A 22,065-nucleotide genomic window follows, 5' to 3' on the forward strand; every position below is an offset into this window, starting at 1 on the left:
TCAGGCTAATGCGCGCCTTTGACGACGACCAAAAGGTCGCCCGCTTCGACCTGCTGGGTCGCCCCGATCGCGAGCCTTTCGACGAGGCCGTCGATCGGGCTGGTGATGGCCGCCTCCATCTTCATCGCCTCGATCGACGCGACCGCCTCTCCCGCCCGCACCTTTGCCCCCGGCGTCACCTTCAGCGTGACCACGCCGGAGAACGGCGCCGCGATCTGACCGGCCTTGGAGGTGTCGGCCTTCTCCGCGGGGGCCGCCTCCACCACGATGGAGCGATCCCGCACGAACACCGGCCGCAGCTGACCGTTGAGCGTCGTCATGACGGTGCGCATACCCTTGTCATCGGGCTCGCCGATGGCCTCGAGGCCGACCCACAGCTGCACGCCCCGCTCGATCTCCACGACGTGCTCGCCGCCCGGAGTCAACCCGTACAGGTAGTCCGCCGTGTCGAGGACGGCCAGATCGCCGTAGGCGTCGCGGGCCTCGTGGAACGTGCGGGTGGGGCCGGGAAACAGCAGCCGGTTGAGGGTCGTGCGCCGGGCCGGGCCGGGCTCGACCAGCGTCGCCGCATCCGTCTCGTCGAGGGCTCCTGCGGCATCGGTGACCGTGCGGCCGGCGAGCACCTTCGTGCGGAACGGCTCGGGCCAGCCTCCCGGCAGGTCGCCCAGCTGACCCGCCATGAACGACACGACCGAGTCCGGGATGTCGTAGTTCTGCGGGTTCTCCGCGAAGTCGGCGGGATCGGCGCGGACCGCGGCCAGGTGCAGCGCGAGGTCGCCGACCACCTTCGATGACGGGGTCACCTTGGGAACGCGTCCGAGGATGTCGTTCGCCGCCGCGTACATGTCCTCGATCAGCTCGAAGTCCTCCGCGAGCCCGAGGGCGATGGCCTGCTGACGCAAGTTCGACAGCTGCCCGCCGGGGATCTCGTGCCGGTACACACGTCCCGTCGGGCCGGGCAGTCCCGACTCGAACGGGTGGTAAAGGTGGCGTACCGCCTCCCAGTAGGGCTCGAGGTCGGCGACCGCGGCGAGAGGGATGCCGGTGTCGCGCTCGGTGTGGGCGAGGGCGGCCACCAGCGCCGAGAGCGACGGTTGGCTCGTGGTGCCCGACATCGGCGCGGCCGCGGCGTCCACCGCGTCGGCTCCTGCCGCGCTGACAGCGAGGAGCGTCGCCAGTTGGCCGCCGGCCGTGTCGTGGGTGTGCACGTGGACGGGCACGTCGAAGCGCTCCCGGAGGGCGCTGACCAGACGTGCTCCGGCCGCGGGACGCAGCAGACCCGCCATGTCCTTGATGCCGATGATGTGCGCTCCGGCGGAGACCATCTCGTCGGCCAGGCGCAGGTAGTAGTCGAGCGTGTACAGATCCTCGCCCGGATCGAGCATGTCGCCCGTGTAGCAGAGCGCCGCCTCGGCGACGGCCGTGCCCGTGGCGAGAACGGCGTCGATCGCCGGGCGCATCTGCGTCACGTCGTTGAGGGCATCGAAGATACGGAAGATGTCGACCCCGGATGCGGCAGCCTCCGCGACGAAGGCGTCGGTCACCGCGGCCGGGTACGGCGTGTAGCCGACCGTGTTGCGTCCACGCAGCAGCATCTGGATAGCGATGTTCGGCAGGCCCTGCCGCAGCGCGTCGAGACGCTCCCACGGGTCCTCGCCGAGGAAGCGCAGCGCGACGTCGTAGGTGGCGCCGCCCCAGGCCTCCACGGAGAGCAGCTGCGGGGTCAGCCGGGCGACATAGGGAGCGACGGCGGCGAGATCCTTCGTGCGCACCCGCGTCGCCAGCAGCGACTGATGCGCGTCGCGGAAGGTCGTGTCGGTGACCGCGAGCCGCGTCTGGGCGCGCAGGTCCGCAGAGAAGCGAGCCGGCCCCAGCTCCTGCAGGCGCTGGCGGGACCCAGCCGGCGCGGGGGCGCGCAGGTCGACGTGCGGCAACTTCGCCGTCGGTGACGCCGTCACCGGACGCGCCCCGTGCGGCTGGTTGACCGTGACGTCGACGAGCCAGTTCAGGATCTTCGATCCGCGGTCTTTCGATTCCCGCCCGCGCAGCAGCTCGGGACGCTCGTCGATGAAGGAGGTGCTGATATCTCCGGCCTCGAACGCCGGGTCGTCCAGCACCGCCTGCAGGAAGGGGATGTTGGTAGAGACGCCGCGGATGCGGAACTCCGCCAGCGCGCGGCGCGCCCTGGCCACGGCCGCCGGGAAGTCGCGACCGCGGCACGTCAGCTTGGCCAGCATCGAGTCGAAATGCGGACTGATCTGCGAGCCCGCCGCCGTGGTGCCACCGTCGAGCCGGATGCCGGCGCCGCCCGGCGACCGGTACGTCGTGATCTTGCCGGTGTCGGGCCGGAACCCCTGCGTCGGGTCCTCGGTCGTCAATCGGCACTGCAGAGCCGCGCCGCGCAGTGGGATCTCGGGCTGCGTGAGACCCAGCTCCCCCAACGTGGCTCCCGCGGCGATCCGCATCTGGGCCTGCACCAGGTCGACGTCCGTGACCTCCTCGGTGACGGTGTGCTCCACCTGGATGCGGGGGTTCATCTCGATGAAGACGACCTCGCCGGCGCGAGGGCCGGCGGTCTCCAGGAGGAATTCCACCGTGCCGGCGTTCTCGTAGCCGATCGATCGGGCGAAGGCGACGGCATAGCGGTGCAGGTCGGCGCGCACACTGTCGTCGAGGTTGGGCGCCGGCGCGATCTCGATGACCTTCTGGTGGCGGCGCTGCACCGAGCAGTCGCGTTCGTAGAGATGAACAGTCTCCCCCGCCCGGTCGGCGAGCACCTGCACCTCGATGTGCCGCGGGCGCTGCACGGCCTGCTCCAGGAACATCCGTGGGTCGCCGAACGCGCTCTGCGCTTCCCGCATCGCCTCGGCGAGTGCGGGGCCGAGCTCGGCGGCGGACTCGACGCGCCGCATCCCGCGCCCGCCGCCGCCGGCGACGGCCTTCGCGAAGAGCGGGAACCCGATCTCCTCCGCCGCCGCGAGCAGCGCGTCCACGTCGTCGGACGCCTCGCTCGAGCGGAGCACCGGCACACCCGCGTCCCGCGCGTGCTGCTTGGCGGTGACCTTGTTACCGGCCATCGCGAGTACGCGGGCCGGCGGACCGATGAAAGCGATCCCCTCCTGGGCCGCACGTGCGGCGAGCTCCGGGTTCTCAGAGAGGAAGCCGTAGCCCGGGTAGATGGCGTCCGCGCCGGACTCGACGGCGACGCGGATGATTTCCTCGACGTCGAGGTACGCCCGAACCGGGGCGCCTTTCGTGCCGATCTGGTAGGCCTCGTCGGCCTTCAGCCGGTGCAGGGAGAACCTGTCCTCGTAGGGATAGATGGCTACCGTGCGGGCCCCGACTTCGAACGCCGCGCGGAAGGCGCGGATCGCGATCTCGCCGCGGTTGGCGACCAGGATCTTCCGGAACATGGGGACCTCGCATCCGTCGTGAGGCGGGGGTGTCCGGCGGCCGGGTTCGCCGCCTCACACATCGTTGAGTGTGCTCACAGCCTAGGGGACGGTAACGTAGGGAAGCGTGCACGTCCTTTCCGTCAGTTCCCTCAAAGGCGGCGTCGGTAAGACGACCGTGACACTCGGTCTCGCCTCGGCGGCCTTCGCGCGCGGCGTGCGGACCCTCGTCGTGGACCTCGACCCGCAATCCGATGTCTCCACCGGCATGGACATCCAGGTCGCCGGCCGTCTCAACGTGGCCGATGTCCTCGCCAACCCCAAGGACAAGGTCGTCAAGCAGGCGATCACCTCCAGCGGCTGGACGAAGGTGCACCCGGGCACGATCGACGTCATGATCGGCAGCCCGTCCGCCATCAACTTCGACGGACCGCACCCGAGCGTGCGCGACGTGTGGAAGCTCGAAGAGGCCCTCGCCACGGTCGAGGCGGACTACGACCTCGTCCTCATCGACTGCGCGCCCTCCTTGAACGCGCTCACCCGCACGGCCTGGGCGGCGAGCGACCGCGTCGTCGTGATCACCGAGCCCGGCCTGTTCTCCGTCGCCGCCGCTGACCGCGCCCTCCGCGCGATCGAGGAGATCCGCCGCGGCCTGTCGCCACGGCTCCAGCCCCTGGGCATCGTCGTGAACCGCGTTCGGCCCCAGTCGATCGAGCACCAGTTCCGCATCAAGGAGCTGCGCGACATGTTCGGTCCGCTCGTGCTCTCCCCCCAGCTGCCCGAGCGCACGTCACTGCAGCAGGCGCAGGGTGCGGCCAAGCCGCTGCACATCTGGCCCGGAGACTCGGCCCAGGAGCTTGCGGCCGACTTCGACGCGCTGCTGGACCGGATCATGCGCACGGGGCGTATCGCGACCCCCGAGGACGTCCCGGCACAGTGACCGCCGTGTGAGCGCCGTCGACCGAAAGGTCGACGGCGCTTGCCTCTATGTGAGGTGTCTCCGAGCGCGCCGCGCGCCTGAGATGACGGGCGCAGGTGGAGGAAGCGGTCAGGCCGTGCGGCGTGTGCGGCGGGCAGCGAGCTCGTCGGAGGGGTCCGGCACCTGCGGATCGAACGAGACGAGCGTGGACTCGACCTCGCGCAGGACCTTGCCGACCGCGATCCCGAAGACGCCCTGACCGCGACTGACGAGGTCGATGACCTCGTCGTTGGACGTACAGAGGTACACCGACGCGCCGTCGCTCATGAGAGTGGTGCCGGTGAGATCACGGATGCCGGCGACGCGCAACTGCTCGACCGCGGTGCGGATCTGCTGCAGCGAGATGCCGGTGTCGAGGAGGCGCTTGACGAGCTTGAGTACGAGGATGTCGCGAAAGCCGTACAGGCGCTGCGATCCCGAGCCCGACGCACCGCGGACCGTCGGCTCGACGAGCTCGGTGCGTGCCCAGTAGTCGAGCTGGCGGTAGGTGATACCTGCTGCGCGCGCTGCGACCGCGCCACGATATCCGACCTCGTCGTCCATCTGCGGCAAACCGTCGGTGAAGAGGAGGTCGGCAGCGAGGGGGATCTCGCCGAGCGGTTCGCCAGCGGTCATGCGGGCGCCTCCTTCGTGTCACGGGTTACTTCCACGCTAGAGGAGGCCTCCCCCTCCGGCAATGACATCCGCCTCGAAGATTCGGCGTGTCGCGCGATCATCCGTCGAGCCGCTCGAGCGAGGCGCGCACAAGCGCCTCGCGAACGTCGGCGATGCGCCTGGCGAGCTCTGGAGCGGTCTCCGCTGCGCGACCGCGCGACGCTGCATCCGTTCGCCGACGCAGCGGCGCGAGCGCCGATTCCACGAGCGAGACATCACGATCGGCGCTCTGCTTCACCGCACGCAGGTGGCGCGGTTCGATGCCGTGACGGTCGAGGGCGACGAGCGCGCGCAGCATCGCGAGCGCCTGCTCGTCGTAGGTCTCGCCGCCGACGATGAGTCCCGTGCTGAGTGCGTCGTTGAGCAGCTGAGTCCCCGCCCCCGCCGTCCGCAGCAACTCGTCACGTCGGTAGCGCCGAGCGGCGGGGACGATGGATCGCGGCACGCCGCCCGCAGGAGACGCGGGATCGCGCCCCGCATCCAGGTCGTCGAGGTATTCGCGGATGACCAAGAGAGGCAGGTAGTGGTCGCGCTGCAGGGTGAGCGCCAGACGCAGACGCTCGAGATCCTTCGGCGTGAACTTGCGGTACCCGGTCTCGGTACGTCGCGGGGTGACGATGCCCTGCACCTCGAGGAAGCGCAGCTTCGATGAGGTCAGGGCGGGGAACTCGGGGGTCAGCCGTGCCAGCACCTGCCCGATGCTGAGCAGGCCCGTGGCCTCACTGCGGCCGCGGGCGGAGACCGCCGCCATCAGCCTTCGACTGCCGGAAGGTCGGCGGGCGAGACGAAGAAGTTGAGACGGAACTTGCCGATGCGCACCTCGGCGCCGTTGCTGAGCGTGTCGCGGTCGACACGCTCACCGTTGACGTAGGTGCCGTTGAGCGAACGCTGGTCGACGATCTCGAACGCCCGCCCGACACGGGTGATCTCGGCGTGACGACGTGAGACGGTGACGTCGTCGAAGAAGATATCGGCGTCCGGATGCCGGCCGACCGTCGTGACGTCGGTGTCCAGCAGATAGCGGGCTCCCGCGGTCGGGCCGGAACGGACGATGAACAGTGCGGCACCCGAAGGGAGCGCTTCGATCGCCTCGAGCTCGGGTTCACTCAGCTCACTGCCGAACGGCACGAACGACAGGTCCGAGTCGTGCCCGAAGGTCTGCGTGGTGTCGTGCGCCGGCACGGCTCGGTCGCTTTCGCGACGGATGCTGTCCGGGCGGGGCCTGTACTGCTCGTCCACGTCGTCCTCCTCTCACCCAGCCTAACCGATCGGACCCTCTGCCCGACATCGCCGAGGGGAGCGGATTCTGCGCGCGGCATGCATCGCCGCGATCGCGCGTCCCGCCACGCACAGCGGGTCGAAGGCACGCGGCGTTAGGCTCGTCGCCGTGACTTCCCAGACTTCCCGCCGCCGTCCTGTGCGCGCACTCGTCGCTGCTCTCGCCACGCTCCTGATCGCTTCGGGCGGGGTGCTGCTGGGCACAGCGCCCGCGTTCGCCCACGATGAGCTCGTCTCCTCTGACCCCGCATCGGGTTCCACGGTCGACGCGCTGCCCGCGGCGCTCACCCTCACCTTCAGCGGGGACCTGCTCTCCGACGCATCCACCACCGTCGTCCAGGTCACGGATGCCGCCGGAACGTCGCTGGCCGACGGGGCACCGACCGTCAGCGCCAACGTCGTCACCCAGCCCCTGACCGGTTCGGCCAGCGGCACCGTCTCGGTGGCGTGGCGCGTCGTCTCCAGCGACGGTCACCCGATCTCCGGCGAGTTCGCGTTCACCTCGAACGCGGTCCCGACGGCGACCCCGACCCCGACGGAGACGGCCGCGACGCCGGAGACCACTGCCACGCCCGAGCCCGAGATGACGACCCTCACCGCTCCGACGACTTCCGACTCGTCCGCGCCGGTCTGGCCGTGGATCGTCGGAGCCGTCGTCGTACTCATCGCGATCGGCCTCGTTGTGTGGCTTCTGGGTGCCAGGGCGCGCCAGCAGAAGCAGGCCGCGAGCGAGCGGACGGCAGGCCGTTCGAACTCCACCGAGCGATAGGCTTGACCCATGCCTCATTACGACGTCGTCATCCTCGGCGCGGGCCCCGGCGGGTACGTCGCGGCCGTGCGCAGCGCACAGCTCGGCCTCTCCACCGCCGTCATCGAAGAGAAGTACTGGGGCGGTGTGTGCCTCAACGTCGGCTGCATCCCCTCCAAGGCGCTTCTCAAGAACGCGGAGCTCGCCCACACCTTCGCCCACAAGGCCAAGCTGTTCGGCATCACCGGCGAGGTGAACTTCGATTACGGCGTGGCGTTCGACCGCAGTCGTGACGTGGCGGACGGCCGCGTCAAGGGCATCCACTACCTGATGAAGAAGAACAAGGTCACCGAGTACGACGGCCGCGGGACCTTCGTCGACGACCACTCCATCGACGTCGCGAAGAGCGACGGCTCCACCGAGCGCGTCACCTTCGACAACGTCATCATCGCCACGGGCTCCACGGTGCGCCTGCTTCCCGGTGTGACCCTCAGCGAGAACGTCGTGACCTACGAGGAGCAGATCCTCTCCCGCGAGCTCCCGTCCTCGATCGTCATCGTCGGCGCCGGTGCGATCGGCATGGAGTTCGCGTACGTCATGTCGAACTACGGCGTGAAGGTCACGATCATCGAGTTCCTCGACCGCGCGCTTCCCAACGAGGACGCCGATGTGTCGAAGGAGATCCAGAAGCAGTACCGCAACTACGGCATCGACATCCTGACCTCCACCAAGGTCGAGTCGGTCGTCGACTCCGGTGACAAGGTCACCGTGACCTACACCGACAACAAGAGCGGTGCGCAGAGCTCGATCGAGTCCGACAAGGTGCTCATGTCGATCGGCTTCGCCCCGCGCGTCGAGGGCTTCGGCCTCGAGAAGACCGGCGTCGCCCTCACCGACCGCGGCGCCATCGCGATCGATGACTACATGCGCACGAACGTGCCGCACATCTACGCCATCGGCGACGTCACCGCCAAGCTGCAGCTCGCCCACGTCGCCGAGGCACAGGGGGTCGTTGCGGCCGAGACGATCGGCAAGGCGGAGACCATGGCGCTGGGCGACTACCGGATGATGCCCCGCGCGACGTTCTGCTCGCCGCAGGTCGCATCCTTCGGCCTCACCGAGGCGCAGGCGCGCGAGACCGGTCGCGAGATCAAGGTCGCGACCTTCCCGTTCATGGCGAACGGCAAGGCGCACGGACTCGGTGAGCCCGTCGGCTTCGTCAAGCTGATCGCCGATGCGGAGCACCTCGAACTGCTCGGCGGGCACATGATCGGACCGGACGTGTCGGAGCTGCTGCCCGAGCTGACGCTGGCGCAGAAGTGGGACCTCACCGCACTCGAGCTGGCGCGCAACGTGCACACGCACCCGACGCTGTCCGAGGCGCTGCAGGAGGCCTTCCACGGCCTCGCGGGTCACATGATCAACTTCTGATCCTCAGATCGAATGCAGAAGGGGCCCTCCTCGCGGAGGGCGCCTTCTGCATTCGATGGGTCAGCGCCCGAGGGCGCGCCCGAGTTTGGAATCGGATGCGGACACCGTGCCGCCCGCGGCGGTGACGAGCGCGTCGGCGGCGGCGAAGAACGTCGCCCGCCAGGCGGAGTCGGCAGGAGCCGCCGGCCCGAGCTCCACCTCCCATTCCCGCCACACCCTCTCGGCACCGGTCGCGGCCTCGCTCGCGCGCACGCGATCGTCCACGACCTCCGCGACGACACCTCCGTCGGCGTCGCGAAGCAGGTACGCCGTGCGACTGTTGCGGATGCGGGCGATCTGCACGAAGGGTCCGGAGGCCCAGTTCGCGACCGCATCCGCGACCGCGTCCGGCACGACCAACTCGTCGTCCACGATCGGCCAGCCCCACTCGTGACGCCCTTCCGCCGCGCTCGACTTCACGTGCCAGCCGGCGTCGTGACCGCCGGTCCGGCGGCGGATGGCCACCCTCGCGCGGGCGAGGTCCAGGGCCGTGGTGTCGAAGTACCTGGCATCGAGGTCACGCTGCTCCGCGGCGTCGATGCTCGCCACATCGGGCAGGGTCGACCAGTCGGGCAGCGGTGTGTCCGCCTCGGCGTCGTAGGTGCGCTCGATCTCGACCGAGCGGGTCGGCTCCTGGGGTGCGCTCACTCGTTGCGGTCTTCTTCGTCGGGATTGACCGGTTCGGTCGTCTCGACGAAGTTGAAGACCTCCTGCTGCGGCCCGTCGGCGTCGGCGTCGGCCGCCTGGCGCTGGTAGACCAGCTGCCCCTCGCCGTAGGGAACGATGAGCGCGTCGTCGACGCCGTCTTCCAGAGGGATGACCTGCCCGTCGAGGGGGCCTCCGGTCAGTCGTGCGATAGCCATGCCGCCCAGCCTAGACCTCGGCGAGACGCCGCCCACCCGCCGCGCACGGTGGCCTAGAATCCCGACGTGAAACCCTTCGTGCTGCTCGCGACCCGGGCCGAGGACGGCCCCGCCGACGAGGAGTACGCGCTCATGCTCCGATACTCGCGCCTCGCACCCGCCGAGCTTCGACGGGTGCGCCTCGAGGCGGAGCCGATGCCGCGCCTCGACCTCGACGAGCTCTCGGGCATCATCGTCGGCGGCGGCCCCTTCAACGCCTCGGATCCGCCGGAGCGGAAGTCGTCGGTGCAGGCGCGTGTGGAACAGGAGATGTCGACCTTGCTCGACGACGTCGTCGCCTGCGACATGCCGTTCCTGGGCGCCTGCTACGGGGTCGGGACCCTCGGTGTGCACCAGGGCGCGACGATCGATCGTACGTACGCCGAACCGATCTCCGTCGTCCCCGTCTCCCTCACCGCAGAGGGCCGTGACGATCCCCTCTTCGCGGGGATGCCCGACACCTTCGGGGCGTTCGTCGGCCATAAAGAGGCTGTGCGTCATCTCCCCGAGCATGTGACGCTGCTGGCCACCTCGCCCGCGTGTCCCGTGCAGGCCTTCCGCGTCGGGGCCAACGTCTACGCGACGCAGTTCCATCCGGAACTCGATGTCGCGGGCATCTCGACCCGCATCCGCGCCTACGCCGGCTACGGCTACTTCGCCGACGGCGAGCTCGACGCCACGCTCGCCGCCGTGCGCCGAGCCCCTGTCACGCACCCGTCACGCATGCTGCGGACGTTCGTCGAGCGCTACGCGCGCTGAGCCTTCTCGAGCGCCTTGTCGTGCTCCGACTGGACCGCGACCTGGGCGCGCTGGAGTTCGTCGGCAGCGATGCGCACCGCATCCTCGGCGCGTTGACGCCGACGCTCGGCGAAGGTGGACGCTCCGAAACGCTCCCGCATCCGATCGTCCCCCTCGCGCGTCATCGTGACGATGACCGAGGCGGAGATCAACATCACCTGGGCGGACAGATTCACCCAGAGCAGCAAGGCCACGATCGACGCGAACGAGGCCAGCAGCGGGTTCGAGCTCGCTCCCCCGACGAACAGGCTCGACAGTTCCTGCAGCACCGTCAGACCCGCACCGCCCAGGGCCGCGCCGGCCAGAAGTGCGCGACGCGGCGCCGTGACACCCGACATCGTCCAGAACATCAGCAGCACCACGAGCGCATCGAGCACGAAGACGACCAGCACGCCGACGGCGCGGGTGCCGATCTGCGCCGCGGTGGAGTCCTCTGCGACCCCGAGCCACGACAGCACCGTGGTCACCGACAGCGACCCGACGAAGGTGGCCGCGGCCGACAGCACGAGCAGGACGGCGATCGCGACGGCGAGGCCGAGGTTGCGCAGCAGCACCCAGAGGAAGAACACGTCTTCGCCCGACGTGTCGGCGATCGTGCGCACGGCCATCCGGAGCGATCCGATGGCGCCGATCGAGGCGCCGATCAGACCGACGAGCGAGATCACGCCCGCGATCGTCAGACCGGCGGGCGCCTTGATCTCCGACAGGTCGATCAGCCCGTCGCCGTCGGTTCCGACGAGCCCGGGGACGGCGGAGTTCACCGCATCCGCGAGAGAACTCAGCGCGGCCGGATTGCCCGCCAACCACATCGCTGCGATCGAGAAGCCGAGCAGCACGGCGGCGAAGATGCTGAACAACGCGCGATACGTGACGCTGTCGGCGAGCTGCGCGCCGCGGCGCTCGCTGTAGCGCAGGAAGGCGCGGACCAGGGTCCTGCGCAGTGCCCAGGCTGTCGCGCGAGCCAAGAGCGGCTGCGGGGAGGCGGAGATGCTGCTCATCGCGCCAGGCTAGCGTCCGCGCTCGTCTGCGCCGCTCGGTTGACAGGCGCCGCGCGCTTGCTTAGGTCAGGGCGCTGAGGCCGATGACGATCCAGGCGCCGAGCAGCATCCACGGCCCGAAGGGGATGCGGGTTCGACGCCCGCCGCGACGCGAGAGCAGCAGACCCACGCTGAAGACGCCGCCGAGCAGGAACCCGGCGAACAGTCCCAGCAGCAGCGCGCCCCACCCGAGATACCCGAGCGCGATTCCGAGCAGACCCGCCAGCTTCACATCGCCGCCGCCCATTCCGCGAGGCTGCACGAGGCGCAGCAGGAGGTAGAACACGAAGGCGATCGCGCCACCCGCGACCGCCTGGAGGAACGGGACCATGTCTGCGCGCCCGATGGAGGCGAGAGCCAGAGCCGCGAGCAGGAACGGATACGCCGGCAGCACGAGCGCGTTCGGGAGCCGGTGCGTGCGCACATCGATCACCGCGAGCACCACGCTCAGGACCGCGAGAGCGCCGTAGGCGACCAGCAGCGCGAGTCCGGCGGGGTCCATCTCACGCGTCCAGGACCGTCAGCTCGACCGAGATCTCGTCGCCCTCGCCGGCCGCGGCGGCCTCGCGCACGGCGCGCTTGACCGGCAGGTGGTAGGTCGCGCTGGCCGCATCCGGGAAGACGGACGTGCGCCAGGAGACGCCGGCGACCTCGACGGCCACCCGCACCGCACCGAAGCCGCTCGGCGCACGCGGCACCTCGCGGATCATCTCGCTCGCATCCTGGGGCAGCGCGACGAAGAACCAGTCCGCGTCCCGGCGCGCCTCCCACCGGAACAGCGGCGCCCGGAACGTGAAGTGCATCAGCCCAGCGTAGAACCGGAGCCCGTCACGTCGGCGTCTTTCCCCAGGCGCCGCGAGCGCACCGGCGGGCGGACCGCTGCGCGGAACCGACCGCGCGGCCAGCTCGCGGCGAAGGTGGTGAGCACCTTGCCCAGTCGCTCGGCGAGCCCCCGCGGGTGCACGAGCGGACGCGAGGAGACGGGCATGCGCAACTGGCGATCCCAGCGAACACCGTCGGAGCGGCGGAGGTGGATCGTCAGGTCCAAGTCGTCGTGGACGCGCGCATCGTCGCGACGCACCTTGTCGCGTACGCGCTGCCAGACGCCGGCGCGCATCGCGAAGTTGGACCCGAACACCAGGGGGATGCCGAGCCAGAGCTTGATCCAGAAGCGCCCCCCACCGATGTACCAGTGCTCGCCGAGGTAGTGCACGAGACGAGTGGACCCGTAGAACTCTGCGCCCCCCGTGAGCACACCCAGATCCGCGTCGGCGGCGAAGGCGCGCTCGATGCGCAGCAGCCAGTCCGGATGGGGGCGCGAGTCCGCATCCAGCCGTGCGATCACGTCGGCATCGGTCGAAGCGGCGTCGTAGCCCGCGGCGGCCGCCGGCCAGATGCCGACCACGGTCTCGACGATCACCTCGACGCCCGCGGCGCGCGCGAGCGCCGCGGAGTCGTCGCTGCTCGCGTTGTCGACGACGATGATCCGGTCAGCCGGACGCTGCTGCAGGGTGAGCGCTTTCAGACACGCGGCGAGCATCTCGGCATCGTCGCGGCACGGGATGACCACAGCGATCCGCGTCCCCATACCCGTCATGCTCCGCGCTCGGCCCGCGCCCGACCGCGCGCCGCGCCGGAGAGGCGGTCGACCGTGGCTGCGGCGAGCACGGTCACCGTGTAGACGACGAGATCTCGGACGTCGAACACCGTGCCGAGCACGAGCATGATCGGCGGGAAGCCGTCACCCCACGAGAGCGGCAGGCCGGTGAGCTGGAACAGCTCGATCGCCGCGCACCACACCCAGGCGCCGAGCGCCGGAACCCAGAGGGCACGTCGCGGGACGATCACGACGGCGAGCAGGTACACCAGCAGTGCGTACAGCGCGTCTCCGGCGATGTCGCTCACCGCGCCGTCGGGCGCGAAGCGGTGCACCCCGAGCCCGACCACCACCGTGACCGCGGCGGCGACGGCCGCAACGATGCGCCGTCGGTCGAGGGTCACCAATGCGGGTGGATGTCGGCCCGCAGGCGCCGGTCGTAGACGTCGCGGACGACGGCGTCGAAGGCGTCCAGATCGAATCCGCCGTCGAGAAGCCTCGCAGCGTCCGCGTTGGACCGCGCCTGCGCGGATGTGCGCGCGCCCGGGATGACGCTCGTGACGCCAGGAAGCGCCGCGATCCACGCGAGCACGGCCGCCGGGAGCGAGATGCCATCCCCCAGCGCTGCGGCGAGTTCGTGGGCGGCCGCGAGCCCGGTCTCGTAGTCGACACCGGAGAACGTCTCGCCCCGGTCGAACGCTTCACCGTGGCGGTTGTAGCTGCGGTGGTCGTTCGCCGCGAATCTCGTCTGGCTCGTGTAGCGACCGCTGAGCAGGCCGGATGCCAGCGGCACGCGCGCGAAGATCGCGACCCCCGCATCCGCGGCCGCGGGCAGCACCTCGTCGAGCGGCTTCAGCCGGAAGGGGTTGAGGATGATCTGGACGTTGGTGACCCCGGGTCGGGAGATCGCGCTGAGCGCCTGGGCGCTCGTCTCCACGGAGACGCCGTACGCCGCGATGGCGCCGCCGTCGACGAGTCGGTCCAACTCGTCGTAGGTCGACGCATCGTCGATCACGCTGGAGGGCGGGCAGTGCAGCTGCACCAGATCGAGCGTGTCTACGCCGAGATTGCGGCGGGAGCGGTCGGTCCAGGCGCGGAAGTTCTCGGGCGAGTAGTTCGCCCTCTCTTGCGGCAGACGCCGCCCCATCTTGGTCGCGACCGTGATCTCATGCCCGCCCCGGTCGCGGAGGAACCGGCCGATCAGTTGCTCGGAACGTCCGTCGCCGTAGACATCGGCGGTGTCGAAGAGGGTGACGCCGGCATCCGCCGCCGTGCTCAGCACGGCCAGCGCGTCGGTCTCATCGACCTCGCCCCAGTCTGCTCCCAGTTGCCACGTACCCAGTCCCAACGCCGAGACGGACCTGCCGGTGTTGCCAAGCGGACGCTGCTGCATGCGCTCCAGCCTAGGCGTCGGCTCGCCGTCGGCGAACCGTCGCGGAGACGACCGCGACCGCCGTTCCGACGGCCACGCCGAGAAGCGTGTCCACCAGCCGGTCTCGCAGGAGCGGGCCCGGCTCGACGGGCACGGCCAGTTCGATCATGAGAAGGGCGAGCGGGGTGATGAACACCATCGCGAGTCCGTAGTTGCGTCCCACGAAGAGCTCCGCGCACACCTGGAGGGCGATGGCGACCGCGAGCACCGCCAGCGGCGGCAGCGGCAACATGAGCAGCGCTGCCGCCAGGAGGATGCCGGCACAGGTGCCGATCAACCGCTGGGCGCCGCGCACGATCCGGGCGGTCGTCCCCGCTCCCCCGAGCGCGGCGACGGCCGCCACCATCGCCCAGTACCAGTGGGTGCCCACCAGCGCGAGACCGACGATTCCGGCGAAGAGCGATCCCACACCCACCGTCACCGCCATCTCGGCGGCGACGTTTCGCCGGGCGTCCGGCCTCGGCGCGGGAGCTGACGGCAAGCGCCGACGGACGACGGCGATCAGCACCGTCACCGCCACCGCGAACGCGGCACCGCCGGCGCCGACGACCGCGCCCTCGACGAGCGTGCGCCCGCTCGCCGGGAGCGTCGCGCACGCCCCCGCGGCGAAGACCGCGAACAGCGCGCCCGGCGGATGCCACCGGTACGCGTGCGCAACCAGCGTGACGCCGGCGGCGAGCGCCGCAACGACGATCACTCGCACGGCATCCGGTGCGTCGATGACCGAGAGCGTCGTTCCGAGAAGCATCGCCGTCACCTGGACGCAGCCCGCGGCGAGCTGCATCAGGATGCGGTCGCGATAGCCATCGAGCCGACCGTAGAGCGACGCGAAGGCACCGAAGCTGGCGTAGACGCTCAGATCGAGCCGGCCGATCGCCCAGAGCACCAGGAGCGGGACGGCCACGGAGACGGCGACCCTCACGGCGACACGATGCTCGCCCTGCCGCGGCGACACCTTCACGAAGCGGACGCCCACCTCCCGCATCCGCTCACGCATCCCTCCAGGCTACGCCCGAGCGACGGCGCCACGTGGAGCTCGACCTCCCCGATCGTCCGGCTGCCGATGCGCGCCGGAGTCGCCGAACATCCGCCGCCCGACTGCTCTGCGCCGGGCTGGAGGTGCCGCGTCGAGGCTGCCCGGCGTGGCTAGAGCGCGTCTTCGATGCCGGGCACGAGCTTCGCGGCGATCGTGGCGAGGGCGGTGCGCTCCGAATCGTCGAGCCGGTCGAGAACCAACGAGCGGATCTGCTCGACGTGGGCAGGCGCCGCCTGGCGCAGGACGTCCCAGCCGGCGTCGGTCAGCCGGGCGGACTGGGTGCGCCCGTCACCGCCGCACGTGGTGCGCTCGACCCAACCGCGGCGTTCGAGAGCGTCGATGGCGTGGCTGAGCCTCGACCGGCTGAGACCGGCGATGCGAGCGAGGTCGGTCATCGTGGCGGGCTGCGCGAAGCTTCCGGCGAGGGTCACGAGGATCGCGTAGTGCGCGTGGTTGATTCCGCCCTCGTCGCGCAGCCGGCGATCGAGTGCCTGCGGCAGGAGCTGGACGAGCCGGATCAGCGGAAGCCACGCCGCCATCTCATCGTCCGTCAGCGTCCGTGTGGGACGCGTCGCGTCGGATGGGGTCGCCGTCTCCATCACGCCGCAGGCAGGTCGATGGCGTGGGCGGTGTGGTCGCGCTTGGCCGCCAGGTAGCGCGCGTTCGACGCCGAGAGGTGCACCGCCGTGCGCACGCGGTCGGTGACCCGGATCCCCAGGCCCTCGAGCTGCGCCGCCTTGTCGGGATTGTTGCTGAGGAGCCGGATGCGCTCCGCCCCGACGGCCCGGAGCATCTGCGCGGCCACGGTGTAGTCGCGCTCGTCCTCGCCCCGCCCGAGCGCCAGGTTCGCCTCGTACGTGTCCAGGCCCGCGTCCTGAAGCGCATACGCGTCGAGCTTCGCGTACAGGCCGATGCCTCGCCCCTCCTGACGGAGGTAGAGCAGGAACCCGCCGTCGACGGCGATCCGCTCCACTGCCTCGCGCAACTGCGGACCGCAGTCGCAGCGCTCGGAGCCGAAAAGGTCGCCGGTCAGGCATTCGCTGTGCGGGCGCACCAGCGGCGCGTCGCCCCCGGCGGTGCTGCGCTCGAGGGCACCCCGCCAGTCGCCGAGACCGAGCAGCAGATGCTCCTTGCCGTCGACGAGGCCGTCGAAGGTCAGCACGTCGGCACCGGTCGTGTAGCCGTCCGAGAAGCGGAGCGGCACCTGCACCTGAACCCGGATCTCCGCCACGGGGACCGGGGCCACGAAGATGCGTGAATTCTCAACCATATGGTGCTCAATCCCGATGGTCGGTGGAGTATTCCCGGCGCCGTGAGAAAGACTCATGCACGTCCGCGGAGACACTGGGGGCATGGCCCAGATCCCGGTCTACTACTACTCCTCGGTGTCCAACCTGACACGCCGCTTCGCCGAGCACCTGGCCGCTCGCGACGGCCGCGCCGTCAGAGACCTGGCAGATCCGGAGGTACGACGCAGCGAGGCTCCGGGGCGTTGGGTTCTGCTGACCCCTTCCTACAAGGCGGGCAACGCCGACGAGGCGACCCTGCCCGCCCCGGTCCGCGCCTTCCTGCGCTCCGCGGTCAACCGACGTCGCCTGGTCGGCATCATCGGATCGGGCAATCGGAACTTCGGCGCTCACTACCAGGCGGCGGCGCGGGAGCTCGCCCAGATCAGCGGGCGCCCCGTGCTCTTCGAGTTCGAGCTCTCCGGGACCCCCGAAGATGTCACTCGTTGCGCCGCGATCCTGCGCGACGTCGACGAGGCGCTCGATTCGGCGAACGACTGATGCGCCTTCGACGCGCGATCGGCGCCCGCCATCGCCTGCATCCCTAGACTCTCGATAGGGCCGGCCGTCGCCGGCGCGCTCGCCGGAAGAGAACGAGGAACACCATGCAGCTCGCGATGATCGGACTGGGTCGAATGGGCGCGAACATCGTGCGCCGACTGATGAAGGACGGCCACGACTGCGTCGTCTACGACGTCAACCAGGATGCGGTCGCCGGCCTCGAGTCCGAAGGCGCGACGGGTGCGGGCTCGCTCGCCGAACTCGCCTCCCAGCTCCAGACGCCGCGCACGGTGTGGCTCATGATCCCGGCGGGCCTCACGGGCGGCGTCGTCGACCAGCTCGCGGAGGTGCTCGAGCCCGGGGACATCATCATCGACGGCGGCAACTCGAACTACCGCGACGACGTCCGCCGCGCTGCGGCCCTCAAGGACACCGGGATCCACTACGTCGACGTGGGCACGAGCGGCGGCGTGTTCGGCCTCGAGCGCGGCTACTGCCTCATGGTCGGCGGCCCCGATGAGGCGTTCGCCCACATCGAGCCGATCCTGAAGACCATCGCGCCCGGCGTCGGCGACGTCGAGCGCACCCCCGGACGCTCCGGCGACCTCGCCCCCGAAGAGCGCGGCTACCTCCACTGCGGCCCTTCCGGCGCCGGCCACTTCGTGAAGATGGTGCACAACGGGATCGAGTACGGCATCATGGCCGCGCTCGCCGAAGGACTGAACATCCTCCACAACGCGGATGCGGGAACGCGCGAGGCCAATCACTCCGCCGAGGTCGCGCCGCTGGAAGAGCCCGAGTTCTACCAGTTCGACATCGACACCGCGAAGGTGTCCGAGCTCTGGCGCCGCGGATCGGTGATCTCGTCGTGGCTGCTCGATCTGACGGCGGCGGCGCTCGAGGCGAACCCGACGCTCGACGGCCTGGCCGGACGGGTGTCCGACTCGGGCGAGGGACGCTGGACGGTGAAGGCGGCCGTCGACACCGGCGTGCCCGCGCCGGTGCTCGCCGCATCCCTCTTCGAACGCTTCGCCTCGCGCGGCGAGGATCACTTCGCCAATCAGGTGCTCTCCGCGATGCGCCTGCAGTTCGGCGGCCACCAGGAGCTGCCCGCCGGTGACGTGCTCGAAGCCGGCGGACAGAAGGCCGACAGCTCTCAGGCGTGAGGGCTCCCTCGTCGGTCGCCCGCTCGGGGCGCGTGGCCGACGAGGCTCAGCTCAGGAAGTACTGGCGCGCGAGCGGCGCGACCTCCAGCTGATCGATCTCGTCGGACCCGACCCAGCGCAGTTCGGCGATCTCCGCCGACGCGACCGGCGTCTGGTCGCGGATGTCGGCGGCGAACACCTCCGCCACGACCTCGAATCCCGGTTCGTTAGCGGCCGCCGCCGCGAACGAACCCAGCGGCGCGAGGTCTGCGGCATCCAGCCGGAGCCCCAGCTCTTCCCGGATCTCCCGGACGAGCGTCGTGGCCGCATCCTCGCCGCGCTCCGGCTTGCCGCCGGGTTGCATGAACGCGGTCGTACCGCTCTTGCGCACGAGCAGGAGCTTCCCGTCGGCGTCGCGGATCACCGCGGCGGACACGTGGATGCGGCGAGGTTCGGCGAGGGTCACTCTGGCACGCTAACAGCCCCGCGCAGGCGCGCGACGTAGAATCTCGTGTGCCCGACGCGACCTCTGCCCACACCGATCCGCAGCCCAGCGGGATCGATCCCGACGATCTCGCCACCACTCTGCGTGTGCTGGAGGAGCTCGCACAGGTGGACCAGGCCCACCCGGACTACGTCACGGTCCGGCGTGCGACCGCCGCGATGTTCAAGGCCACCAAGAAGGTGCGGCGCCGCGAGATCCGCGATGCGATCGCCGCCGCGGACCGCGCGGTGGTGCACGCGACGGCGACGGGGGCACCCGATCGCATCGACGACGAGACGCGTGGCATCCCGATCAGCACGTCGACCACGACCCCCACCGCGGGGACGCTGCTCAAGGCGCGCGGCTGCTACATCTGCAAAAAGCCGTACACGGTCGTCGACGCGTTCTATCACCAGCTCTGCCCCGAATGCGCCGCGATGAGTCACGCGAAGCGCGACGCGCGCACCGATCTCACTGGCAAGCGGGCCCTGCTGACCGGCGGGCGGGCGAAGATCGGGATGTACATCGCGCTGCGTCTGCTGCGCGATGGCGCGCACACCACGATCACCACGCGCTTCCCCCGTGATGCCGTACGCCGCTTCAGCAGCCTTCCGGATGCGGCGGACTGGATCGACCGGCTGAAGATCGTGGGCATCGATCTACGAGACCCCGCCCAGGTGATCGGGCTCGCCGAGGACGTGGCCGCGGCAGGGACCCTGGACATCCTCATCAACAACGCGACCCAGACCGTGCGACGCTCCCCCGGCGCCTACCAGCCGCTCGTCGATGCGGAGCTGGCGCCGCTGCCCGATGGCCCGCTTCCCGAACTGGTCACCTTCGGGCACACGAACGACCAGCACCCGCAGGCGCTCGAACGCTCGGTCAGCGCGCACCCGATCCTCGCGGCCGCCGCCGCCCGCGCCGAGGAGCTGACGGAACAGGCCATGGCGGCCGGATCAAGCTCGCTCGAGCGCCTGGCAGCGGGCACGGCGATCGACGCGGGCGGGCTCATCCCCGACCTCGACCACGTCAACTCCTGGACGCAGCGGGTGGAGGACGTCGATCCGCTCGAGATGCTCGAGGTGCAGCTGGCGAACACGACAGCGCCGTTCCTGCTCATCTCGAAGCTGCGACCCGCGCTGGCGGCCAGCAGGGCCCGTCGCACGTACATCGTGAACGTGAGCGCCATGGAGGGCGTGTTCAACCGCGGCTACAAGGGTCCCGGGCATCCGCACACGAACATGGCCAAGGCCGCCGTCAACATGCTGACCCGCACGAGCGCCCGGGAGATGTTCGAGAGCGACCGCATCCTCATGACGAGCGTGGACACCGGGTGGATCACGGACGAGCGGCCGCATCCCACGAAGGTGCGGCTGGCCGAAGAGGGGTTCCACGCTCCCCTGGATCTCGTCGACGGCGCGGCACGCGTGTACGACCCGATCGTGCGCGGCGAGGCCGGCGAGGACCTCTTCGGCGTGTTCCTCAAGGATTACGCGCCCGGCGCATGGTGAGACTCCCCGAGCCCGGCGCACGCGTCGTCGTGCGCTATCTGCTCCCGACCGGCCAGGCGACGGATGCGCTGGGCGAGCTGCTCAGCGCCGACGAGGACGTGGTCGTGGTCGACGGCAAACGCGGCGTGGAGCGCATCCGCCGTGTCGACATCGTCGCCGCGAAACCGGTGCCGCCTCCGCCCGCTCCCCGCCTCCGCCGCCCCTCACCCGGTGCATGAGCGACGCGCATCCGCTCGGAGAGCCGGACACGCGCCTCCTGTCCGATGGCCGGTCGCTCACACTCCGTCGCGCGGGTTCGGGACCGTCGACCGTGGTCTTCGAATCCGGCATGGGCTTCTCGAGCGCCGCGTGGGGTCGCGTGCTTCCCGCCGTCTCCCGCGTCGCGAGGACGATCTGCTACGACCGAGCCGGGATCGGCGAGAGCGAGGCGGATGCGGCACCGCGCACCCTCGACCGGTTGGCCGATGATCTGGGCGCTCTGCTGGCTCCTGAGAGGCGCCCCCTGATCCTGGTCGGACACAGCTGGGGCGGGCCCATCGTGCGCACGCTCGCCGCACGGCGCGTGCTCGATGTGCGCGCTCTCGTGCTCGTCGATCAGACCGACGAGCACATCGACTCCTACTTCACCCCCGCTCTTGCCGAGCAGATGGCGGCGCGGCCTCCCCGGTTCTCCTCCCTCAGCGCGCGTGCCAGCATCGCTCTGCTACGTCGCCGGGCGCTTCGGGCGCAGCCGGCAGCGGTGAAGGCGCAGCTGCGACGCGATCTCGCCGCCCTGGAGCACACGATGGCGCCCGAGCTGGGGCACTTCCTCCCCTCGTTGTCCGCACTGCGCGAGGATCCGGCACATGCCGAGGCGCTCCACGGCATCGGCGCGAGCGTCATCACCGGCACACGCGCCGGAGTCGGCGAACGCGGCCGTCGGCGGGAGATCAACCGGGCGCACGCCGCAACGGCGCGGCAGCTGGGCGGCCGCCTCGTGCCGGCGCGCCGTTCGGGGCACAACGTGCCCTTCGACCAGCCGGAGCTCATCGTGACGGAGATCCGCCGCGTGCTCGCCGAGGCCGGTCCCTCCGCCGTCGGATGAGACCGGCCGTCCGGGTCAACCGATGGCGGTGAAGCGCCGCCGGTGGTGAGCGGGCGTCTCGATCTCGTCGAGGATGGCCAGCGCGAGGTCTGCGGCGGAGATGGTCGAGGTACCGTCCGCGGCCCGCAGGAGCACGTCGCCGCCGAGCGTGTACCGGCCCGTCGATGCCGTGCCGAGCCAGGAGCCGAACTCCTCCGGCGGGCTGACGTAGAACCAGTCGAGCCCGTCGGGGCTGTCGGCGAGCAGTTCGAGAGCGTTGAGCCCGGTCTGCACCTCCGGCTTCACCTCGGCCGGCATGTGCTCCTGGGTGATGTCCCACAGGCGCGGGCCACCCTCCTCGACGAGGAGAGAGGAGGCGCCGCCGACGTAACCGAGGCGCGTGGCGGTGCCGGCCAGGCGCTCGATGAGCGACGCGACGACGCCCTCGACCTTGCCCGCCATGTCGCCGCGCGGGGACAGCGCCACCACCACGACGTCACGGTCGGCGATCACGCTCTCTCGCACATCGTCATCGATGACCGAGCCCTGAACGTCTTCGACGCCGTCGACGGGGTCTGTCGGCGACGTCCGGCTGAGCGAGGTGACCGAGTGCCCGCGCCGCTGCGCTTCCGCGACGACTGCTGCGCCCGCATAGCCGCTCCCACCGAGAACCGTGATTCGTGCCATCGACGTGCTTCCTTTCCTCCGCGTCGGCCTCGGCCGAGCCTTCTGCATCAGGCCGTGGCTCGTGC

26 protein-coding genes are annotated in these 22,065 nt (G+C 70.4%); 9 read left to right on the forward strand and 17 right to left on the reverse strand.

Annotated elements, in window-relative coordinates:
• Positions 1–5 precede the first annotated feature (5 nt).
• Positions 6–3,413 (reverse strand): pyruvate carboxylase, encoded by a 3,408-nt coding sequence (locus SK224_RS10655; protein WP_320434637.1) that lies wholly within the window; start codon positions 3,411–3,413, stop codon positions 6–8.
• Between the two features lie 106 nt (positions 3,414–3,519).
• Here SK224_RS10655 and SK224_RS10660 point away from each other — a divergent pair, with 106 nt between their 5' ends.
• Positions 3,520–4,332: a ParA family protein gene (locus SK224_RS10660; RefSeq protein WP_307318734.1), complete on the forward strand. Its 813-nt coding sequence runs from the start codon at positions 3,520–3,522 to the stop codon at positions 4,330–4,332.
• A gap of 108 nt (positions 4,333–4,440) precedes the next feature.
• Here the strand turns inward: SK224_RS10660 and SK224_RS10665 are convergent, their stop codons facing one another.
• From SK224_RS10665 to SK224_RS10675, 3 genes are all read right to left on the reverse strand, one after another.
• Complete coding sequence (locus SK224_RS10665; protein ID WP_137416709.1) at positions 4,441–4,986, reverse strand: MerR family transcriptional regulator; 546 nt, start codon at positions 4,984–4,986, stop codon at positions 4,441–4,443.
• A 97-nt stretch (positions 4,987–5,083) separates the two neighbouring features.
• Positions 5,084–5,776, reverse strand: coding sequence for a MerR family transcriptional regulator (locus SK224_RS10670; RefSeq protein WP_320434638.1), 693 nt, complete (start codon positions 5,774–5,776; stop codon positions 5,084–5,086).
• On the reverse strand, positions 5,776–6,264 hold the full coding sequence (locus SK224_RS10675) for an FHA domain-containing protein (RefSeq protein WP_137416707.1): 489 nt from the start codon (positions 6,262–6,264) through the stop codon (positions 5,776–5,778). The genes SK224_RS10670 and SK224_RS10675 overlap by 1 nt, the downstream gene beginning before the upstream one ends.
• Before the next feature lie 148 nt (positions 6,265–6,412).
• Between SK224_RS10675 and SK224_RS10680 the strand changes: the two genes are divergently transcribed.
• A complete protein-coding gene (locus SK224_RS10680; protein ID WP_320434639.1) occupies positions 6,413–7,072 on the forward strand; it encodes a copper resistance protein CopC in 660 nt (219 codons plus the stop codon).
• A 9-nt stretch (positions 7,073–7,081) separates the two neighbouring features.
• Entirely contained in the window at positions 7,082–8,482 is a 1,401-nt protein-coding gene (gene lpdA, locus SK224_RS10685; protein ID WP_320434640.1) for a dihydrolipoyl dehydrogenase, read from the forward strand.
• A 60-nt stretch (positions 8,483–8,542) separates the two neighbouring features.
• Here lpdA and SK224_RS10690 read toward each other — a convergent pair whose 3' ends face one another.
• Together SK224_RS10690 and SK224_RS10695 are read right to left on the reverse strand one after the other, a co-directional pair.
• The gene (locus SK224_RS10690; RefSeq protein WP_320434641.1) at positions 8,543–9,169 is read right to left on the reverse strand and encodes a CYTH domain-containing protein; all 627 of its coding nucleotides are present in this window, start codon (positions 9,167–9,169) and stop codon (positions 8,543–8,545) included.
• Positions 9,166–9,384 (reverse strand): response regulator, encoded by a 219-nt coding sequence (locus tag SK224_RS10695; protein ID WP_320434642.1) that lies wholly within the window; start codon positions 9,382–9,384, stop codon positions 9,166–9,168. The genes SK224_RS10690 and SK224_RS10695 overlap by 4 nt, the downstream gene beginning before the upstream one ends.
• A gap of 66 nt (positions 9,385–9,450) precedes the next feature.
• Here SK224_RS10695 and SK224_RS10700 point away from each other — a divergent pair, with 66 nt between their 5' ends.
• Positions 9,451–10,182 (forward strand): glutamine amidotransferase, encoded by a 732-nt coding sequence (locus SK224_RS10700; RefSeq protein WP_320434643.1) that lies wholly within the window; start codon positions 9,451–9,453, stop codon positions 10,180–10,182.
• On the opposite strand, the gene SK224_RS10705 is transcribed toward SK224_RS10700, so the two are convergent.
• The 9 genes from SK224_RS10705 to SK224_RS10745 form a co-directional block, all read right to left on the reverse strand.
• Positions 10,170–11,219: a YihY/virulence factor BrkB family protein gene (locus SK224_RS10705; RefSeq protein ID WP_320434644.1), complete on the reverse strand. Its 1,050-nt coding sequence runs from the start codon at positions 11,217–11,219 to the stop codon at positions 10,170–10,172. The genes SK224_RS10700 and SK224_RS10705 overlap by 13 nt on opposite strands.
• A 61-nt stretch (positions 11,220–11,280) precedes the next feature.
• The gene (locus SK224_RS10710) at positions 11,281–11,760 is read right to left on the reverse strand and encodes an A24 family peptidase (RefSeq protein WP_320434645.1); all 480 of its coding nucleotides are present in this window, start codon (positions 11,758–11,760) and stop codon (positions 11,281–11,283) included.
• A 1-nt stretch (position 11,761) separates the two neighbouring features.
• The gene (locus SK224_RS10715; RefSeq protein WP_320434646.1) at positions 11,762–12,061 is read right to left on the reverse strand and encodes a DUF1905 domain-containing protein; all 300 of its coding nucleotides are present in this window, start codon (positions 12,059–12,061) and stop codon (positions 11,762–11,764) included.
• Positions 12,061–12,846, reverse strand: coding sequence for a glycosyltransferase family 2 protein (locus SK224_RS10720; RefSeq protein WP_320434647.1), 786 nt, complete (start codon positions 12,844–12,846; stop codon positions 12,061–12,063). The genes SK224_RS10715 and SK224_RS10720 overlap by 1 nt, the downstream gene beginning before the upstream one ends.
• Before the next feature lie 5 nt (positions 12,847–12,851).
• Positions 12,852–13,259: a DUF2809 domain-containing protein gene (locus tag SK224_RS10725; RefSeq protein WP_320434648.1), complete on the reverse strand. Its 408-nt coding sequence runs from the start codon at positions 13,257–13,259 to the stop codon at positions 12,852–12,854.
• The gene (locus tag SK224_RS10730) at positions 13,256–14,248 is read right to left on the reverse strand and encodes an aldo/keto reductase (protein WP_320434649.1); all 993 of its coding nucleotides are present in this window, start codon (positions 14,246–14,248) and stop codon (positions 13,256–13,258) included. Before SK224_RS10730 ends, SK224_RS10725 begins: the two co-directional genes overlap by 4 nt.
• Before the next feature lie 10 nt (positions 14,249–14,258).
• Positions 14,259–15,284, reverse strand: a complete 1,026-nt coding sequence (locus SK224_RS10735; RefSeq protein WP_320434650.1) for an FUSC family protein — start codon at positions 15,282–15,284, stop codon at positions 14,259–14,261.
• 149 nt (positions 15,285–15,433) lie between these two features.
• Positions 15,434–15,862 (reverse strand): MarR family winged helix-turn-helix transcriptional regulator, encoded by a 429-nt coding sequence (locus tag SK224_RS10740; RefSeq protein WP_320434651.1) that lies wholly within the window; start codon positions 15,860–15,862, stop codon positions 15,434–15,436.
• Positions 15,863–15,921: 59 nt separating this feature from the next.
• Entirely contained in the window at positions 15,922–16,593 is a 672-nt protein-coding gene (locus tag SK224_RS10745) for a GTP cyclohydrolase II (RefSeq protein ID WP_320434652.1), read from the reverse strand.
• A gap of 82 nt (positions 16,594–16,675) precedes the next feature.
• Between SK224_RS10745 and SK224_RS10750 the strand changes: the two genes are divergently transcribed.
• Together SK224_RS10750 and gnd are read left to right on the forward strand one after the other, a co-directional pair.
• Entirely contained in the window at positions 16,676–17,110 is a 435-nt protein-coding gene (locus SK224_RS10750) for a ribonucleotide reductase stimulatory protein (protein ID WP_320434653.1), read from the forward strand.
• A gap of 104 nt (positions 17,111–17,214) precedes the next feature.
• Positions 17,215–18,276 carry a phosphogluconate dehydrogenase (NAD(+)-dependent, decarboxylating) gene (gene gnd / locus SK224_RS10755; RefSeq protein WP_320434654.1) on the forward strand — a complete coding sequence of 354 codons (1,062 nt, stop codon included), beginning with the start codon at positions 17,215–17,217 and terminating at the stop codon, positions 18,274–18,276.
• Between the two features lie 46 nt (positions 18,277–18,322).
• Here gnd and SK224_RS10760 read toward each other — a convergent pair whose 3' ends face one another.
• Positions 18,323–18,721, reverse strand: coding sequence for an NUDIX domain-containing protein (locus SK224_RS10760; protein WP_320434655.1), 399 nt, complete (start codon positions 18,719–18,721; stop codon positions 18,323–18,325).
• 47 nt (positions 18,722–18,768) lie between these two features.
• Here SK224_RS10760 and SK224_RS10765 point away from each other — a divergent pair, with 47 nt between their 5' ends.
• From SK224_RS10765 to SK224_RS10775, 3 genes are all read left to right on the forward strand, one after another.
• Positions 18,769–20,250 carry an SDR family NAD(P)-dependent oxidoreductase gene (locus tag SK224_RS10765; RefSeq protein WP_320434656.1) on the forward strand — a complete coding sequence of 494 codons (1,482 nt, stop codon included), beginning with the start codon at positions 18,769–18,771 and terminating at the stop codon, positions 20,248–20,250.
• Positions 20,244–20,468, forward strand: coding sequence for a hypothetical protein (locus SK224_RS10770; protein WP_320434657.1), 225 nt, complete (start codon positions 20,244–20,246; stop codon positions 20,466–20,468). The genes SK224_RS10765 and SK224_RS10770 overlap by 7 nt, the downstream gene beginning before the upstream one ends.
• A 92-nt stretch (positions 20,469–20,560) precedes the next feature.
• A complete protein-coding gene (locus SK224_RS10775; protein ID WP_320434658.1) occupies positions 20,561–21,334 on the forward strand; it encodes an alpha/beta hydrolase in 774 nt (257 codons plus the stop codon).
• A 15-nt stretch (positions 21,335–21,349) separates the two neighbouring features.
• On the opposite strand, the gene SK224_RS10780 is transcribed toward SK224_RS10775, so the two are convergent.
• Positions 21,350–22,000 carry an NAD(P)-dependent oxidoreductase gene (locus SK224_RS10780; protein ID WP_320434659.1) on the reverse strand — a complete coding sequence of 217 codons (651 nt, stop codon included), beginning with the start codon at positions 21,998–22,000 and terminating at the stop codon, positions 21,350–21,352.
• Positions 22,001–22,065 lie beyond the last annotated feature (65 nt).

Source organism: Microbacterium sp. BG28 (genome assembly GCF_034044005.1).
GTDB lineage: Bacteria > Actinomycetota > Actinomycetes > Actinomycetales > Microbacteriaceae > Microbacterium.

Excerpts from the sequence above, each read along its gene's own strand:
- SK224_RS10655 (WP_320434637.1), bottom strand. The coding sequence starts at position 3,413 with ATGTTCCGGAAGATCCTGGTCGCCAACCGCGGCGAGATCGCGATCCGC.
- SK224_RS10665 (WP_137416709.1), bottom strand. The coding sequence starts at position 4,986 with ATGACCGCTGGCGAACCGCTCGGCGAGATCCCCCTCGCTGCCGACCTC.
- SK224_RS10670 (WP_320434638.1), bottom strand. The coding sequence starts at position 5,776 with ATGGCGGCGGTCTCCGCCCGCGGCCGCAGTGAGGCCACGGGCCTGCTC.
- lpdA (WP_320434640.1), top strand. The coding sequence starts at position 7,082 with ATGCCTCATTACGACGTCGTCATCCTCGGCGCGGGCCCCGGCGGGTAC.
- SK224_RS10695 (WP_320434642.1), bottom strand. The coding sequence starts at position 9,384 with ATGGCTATCGCACGACTGACCGGAGGCCCCCTCGACGGGCAGGTCATC.
- SK224_RS10705 (WP_320434644.1), bottom strand. The coding sequence starts at position 11,219 with ATGAGCAGCATCTCCGCCTCCCCGCAGCCGCTCTTGGCTCGCGCGACA.
- SK224_RS10710 (WP_320434645.1), bottom strand. The coding sequence starts at position 11,760 with ATGGACCCCGCCGGACTCGCGCTGCTGGTCGCCTACGGCGCTCTCGCG.
- SK224_RS10715 (WP_320434646.1), bottom strand. The coding sequence starts at position 12,061 with ATGCACTTCACGTTCCGGGCGCCGCTGTTCCGGTGGGAGGCGCGCCGG.
- SK224_RS10720 (WP_320434647.1), bottom strand. The coding sequence starts at position 12,846 with ATGGGGACGCGGATCGCTGTGGTCATCCCGTGCCGCGACGATGCCGAG.
- SK224_RS10730 (WP_320434649.1), bottom strand. The coding sequence starts at position 14,248 with ATGCAGCAGCGTCCGCTTGGCAACACCGGCAGGTCCGTCTCGGCGTTG.
- SK224_RS10735 (WP_320434650.1), bottom strand. The coding sequence starts at position 15,284 with ATGCGTGAGCGGATGCGGGAGGTGGGCGTCCGCTTCGTGAAGGTGTCG.
- SK224_RS10740 (WP_320434651.1), bottom strand. The coding sequence starts at position 15,862 with ATGGCGGCGTGGCTTCCGCTGATCCGGCTCGTCCAGCTCCTGCCGCAG.
- SK224_RS10745 (WP_320434652.1), bottom strand. The coding sequence starts at position 16,593 with ATGGTTGAGAATTCACGCATCTTCGTGGCCCCGGTCCCCGTGGCGGAG.
- SK224_RS10750 (WP_320434653.1), top strand. The coding sequence starts at position 16,676 with ATGGCCCAGATCCCGGTCTACTACTACTCCTCGGTGTCCAACCTGACA.
- gnd (WP_320434654.1), top strand. The coding sequence starts at position 17,215 with ATGCAGCTCGCGATGATCGGACTGGGTCGAATGGGCGCGAACATCGTG.
- SK224_RS10770 (WP_320434657.1), top strand. The coding sequence starts at position 20,244 with ATGGTGAGACTCCCCGAGCCCGGCGCACGCGTCGTCGTGCGCTATCTG.
- SK224_RS10780 (WP_320434659.1), bottom strand. The coding sequence starts at position 22,000 with ATGGCACGAATCACGGTTCTCGGTGGGAGCGGCTATGCGGGCGCAGCA.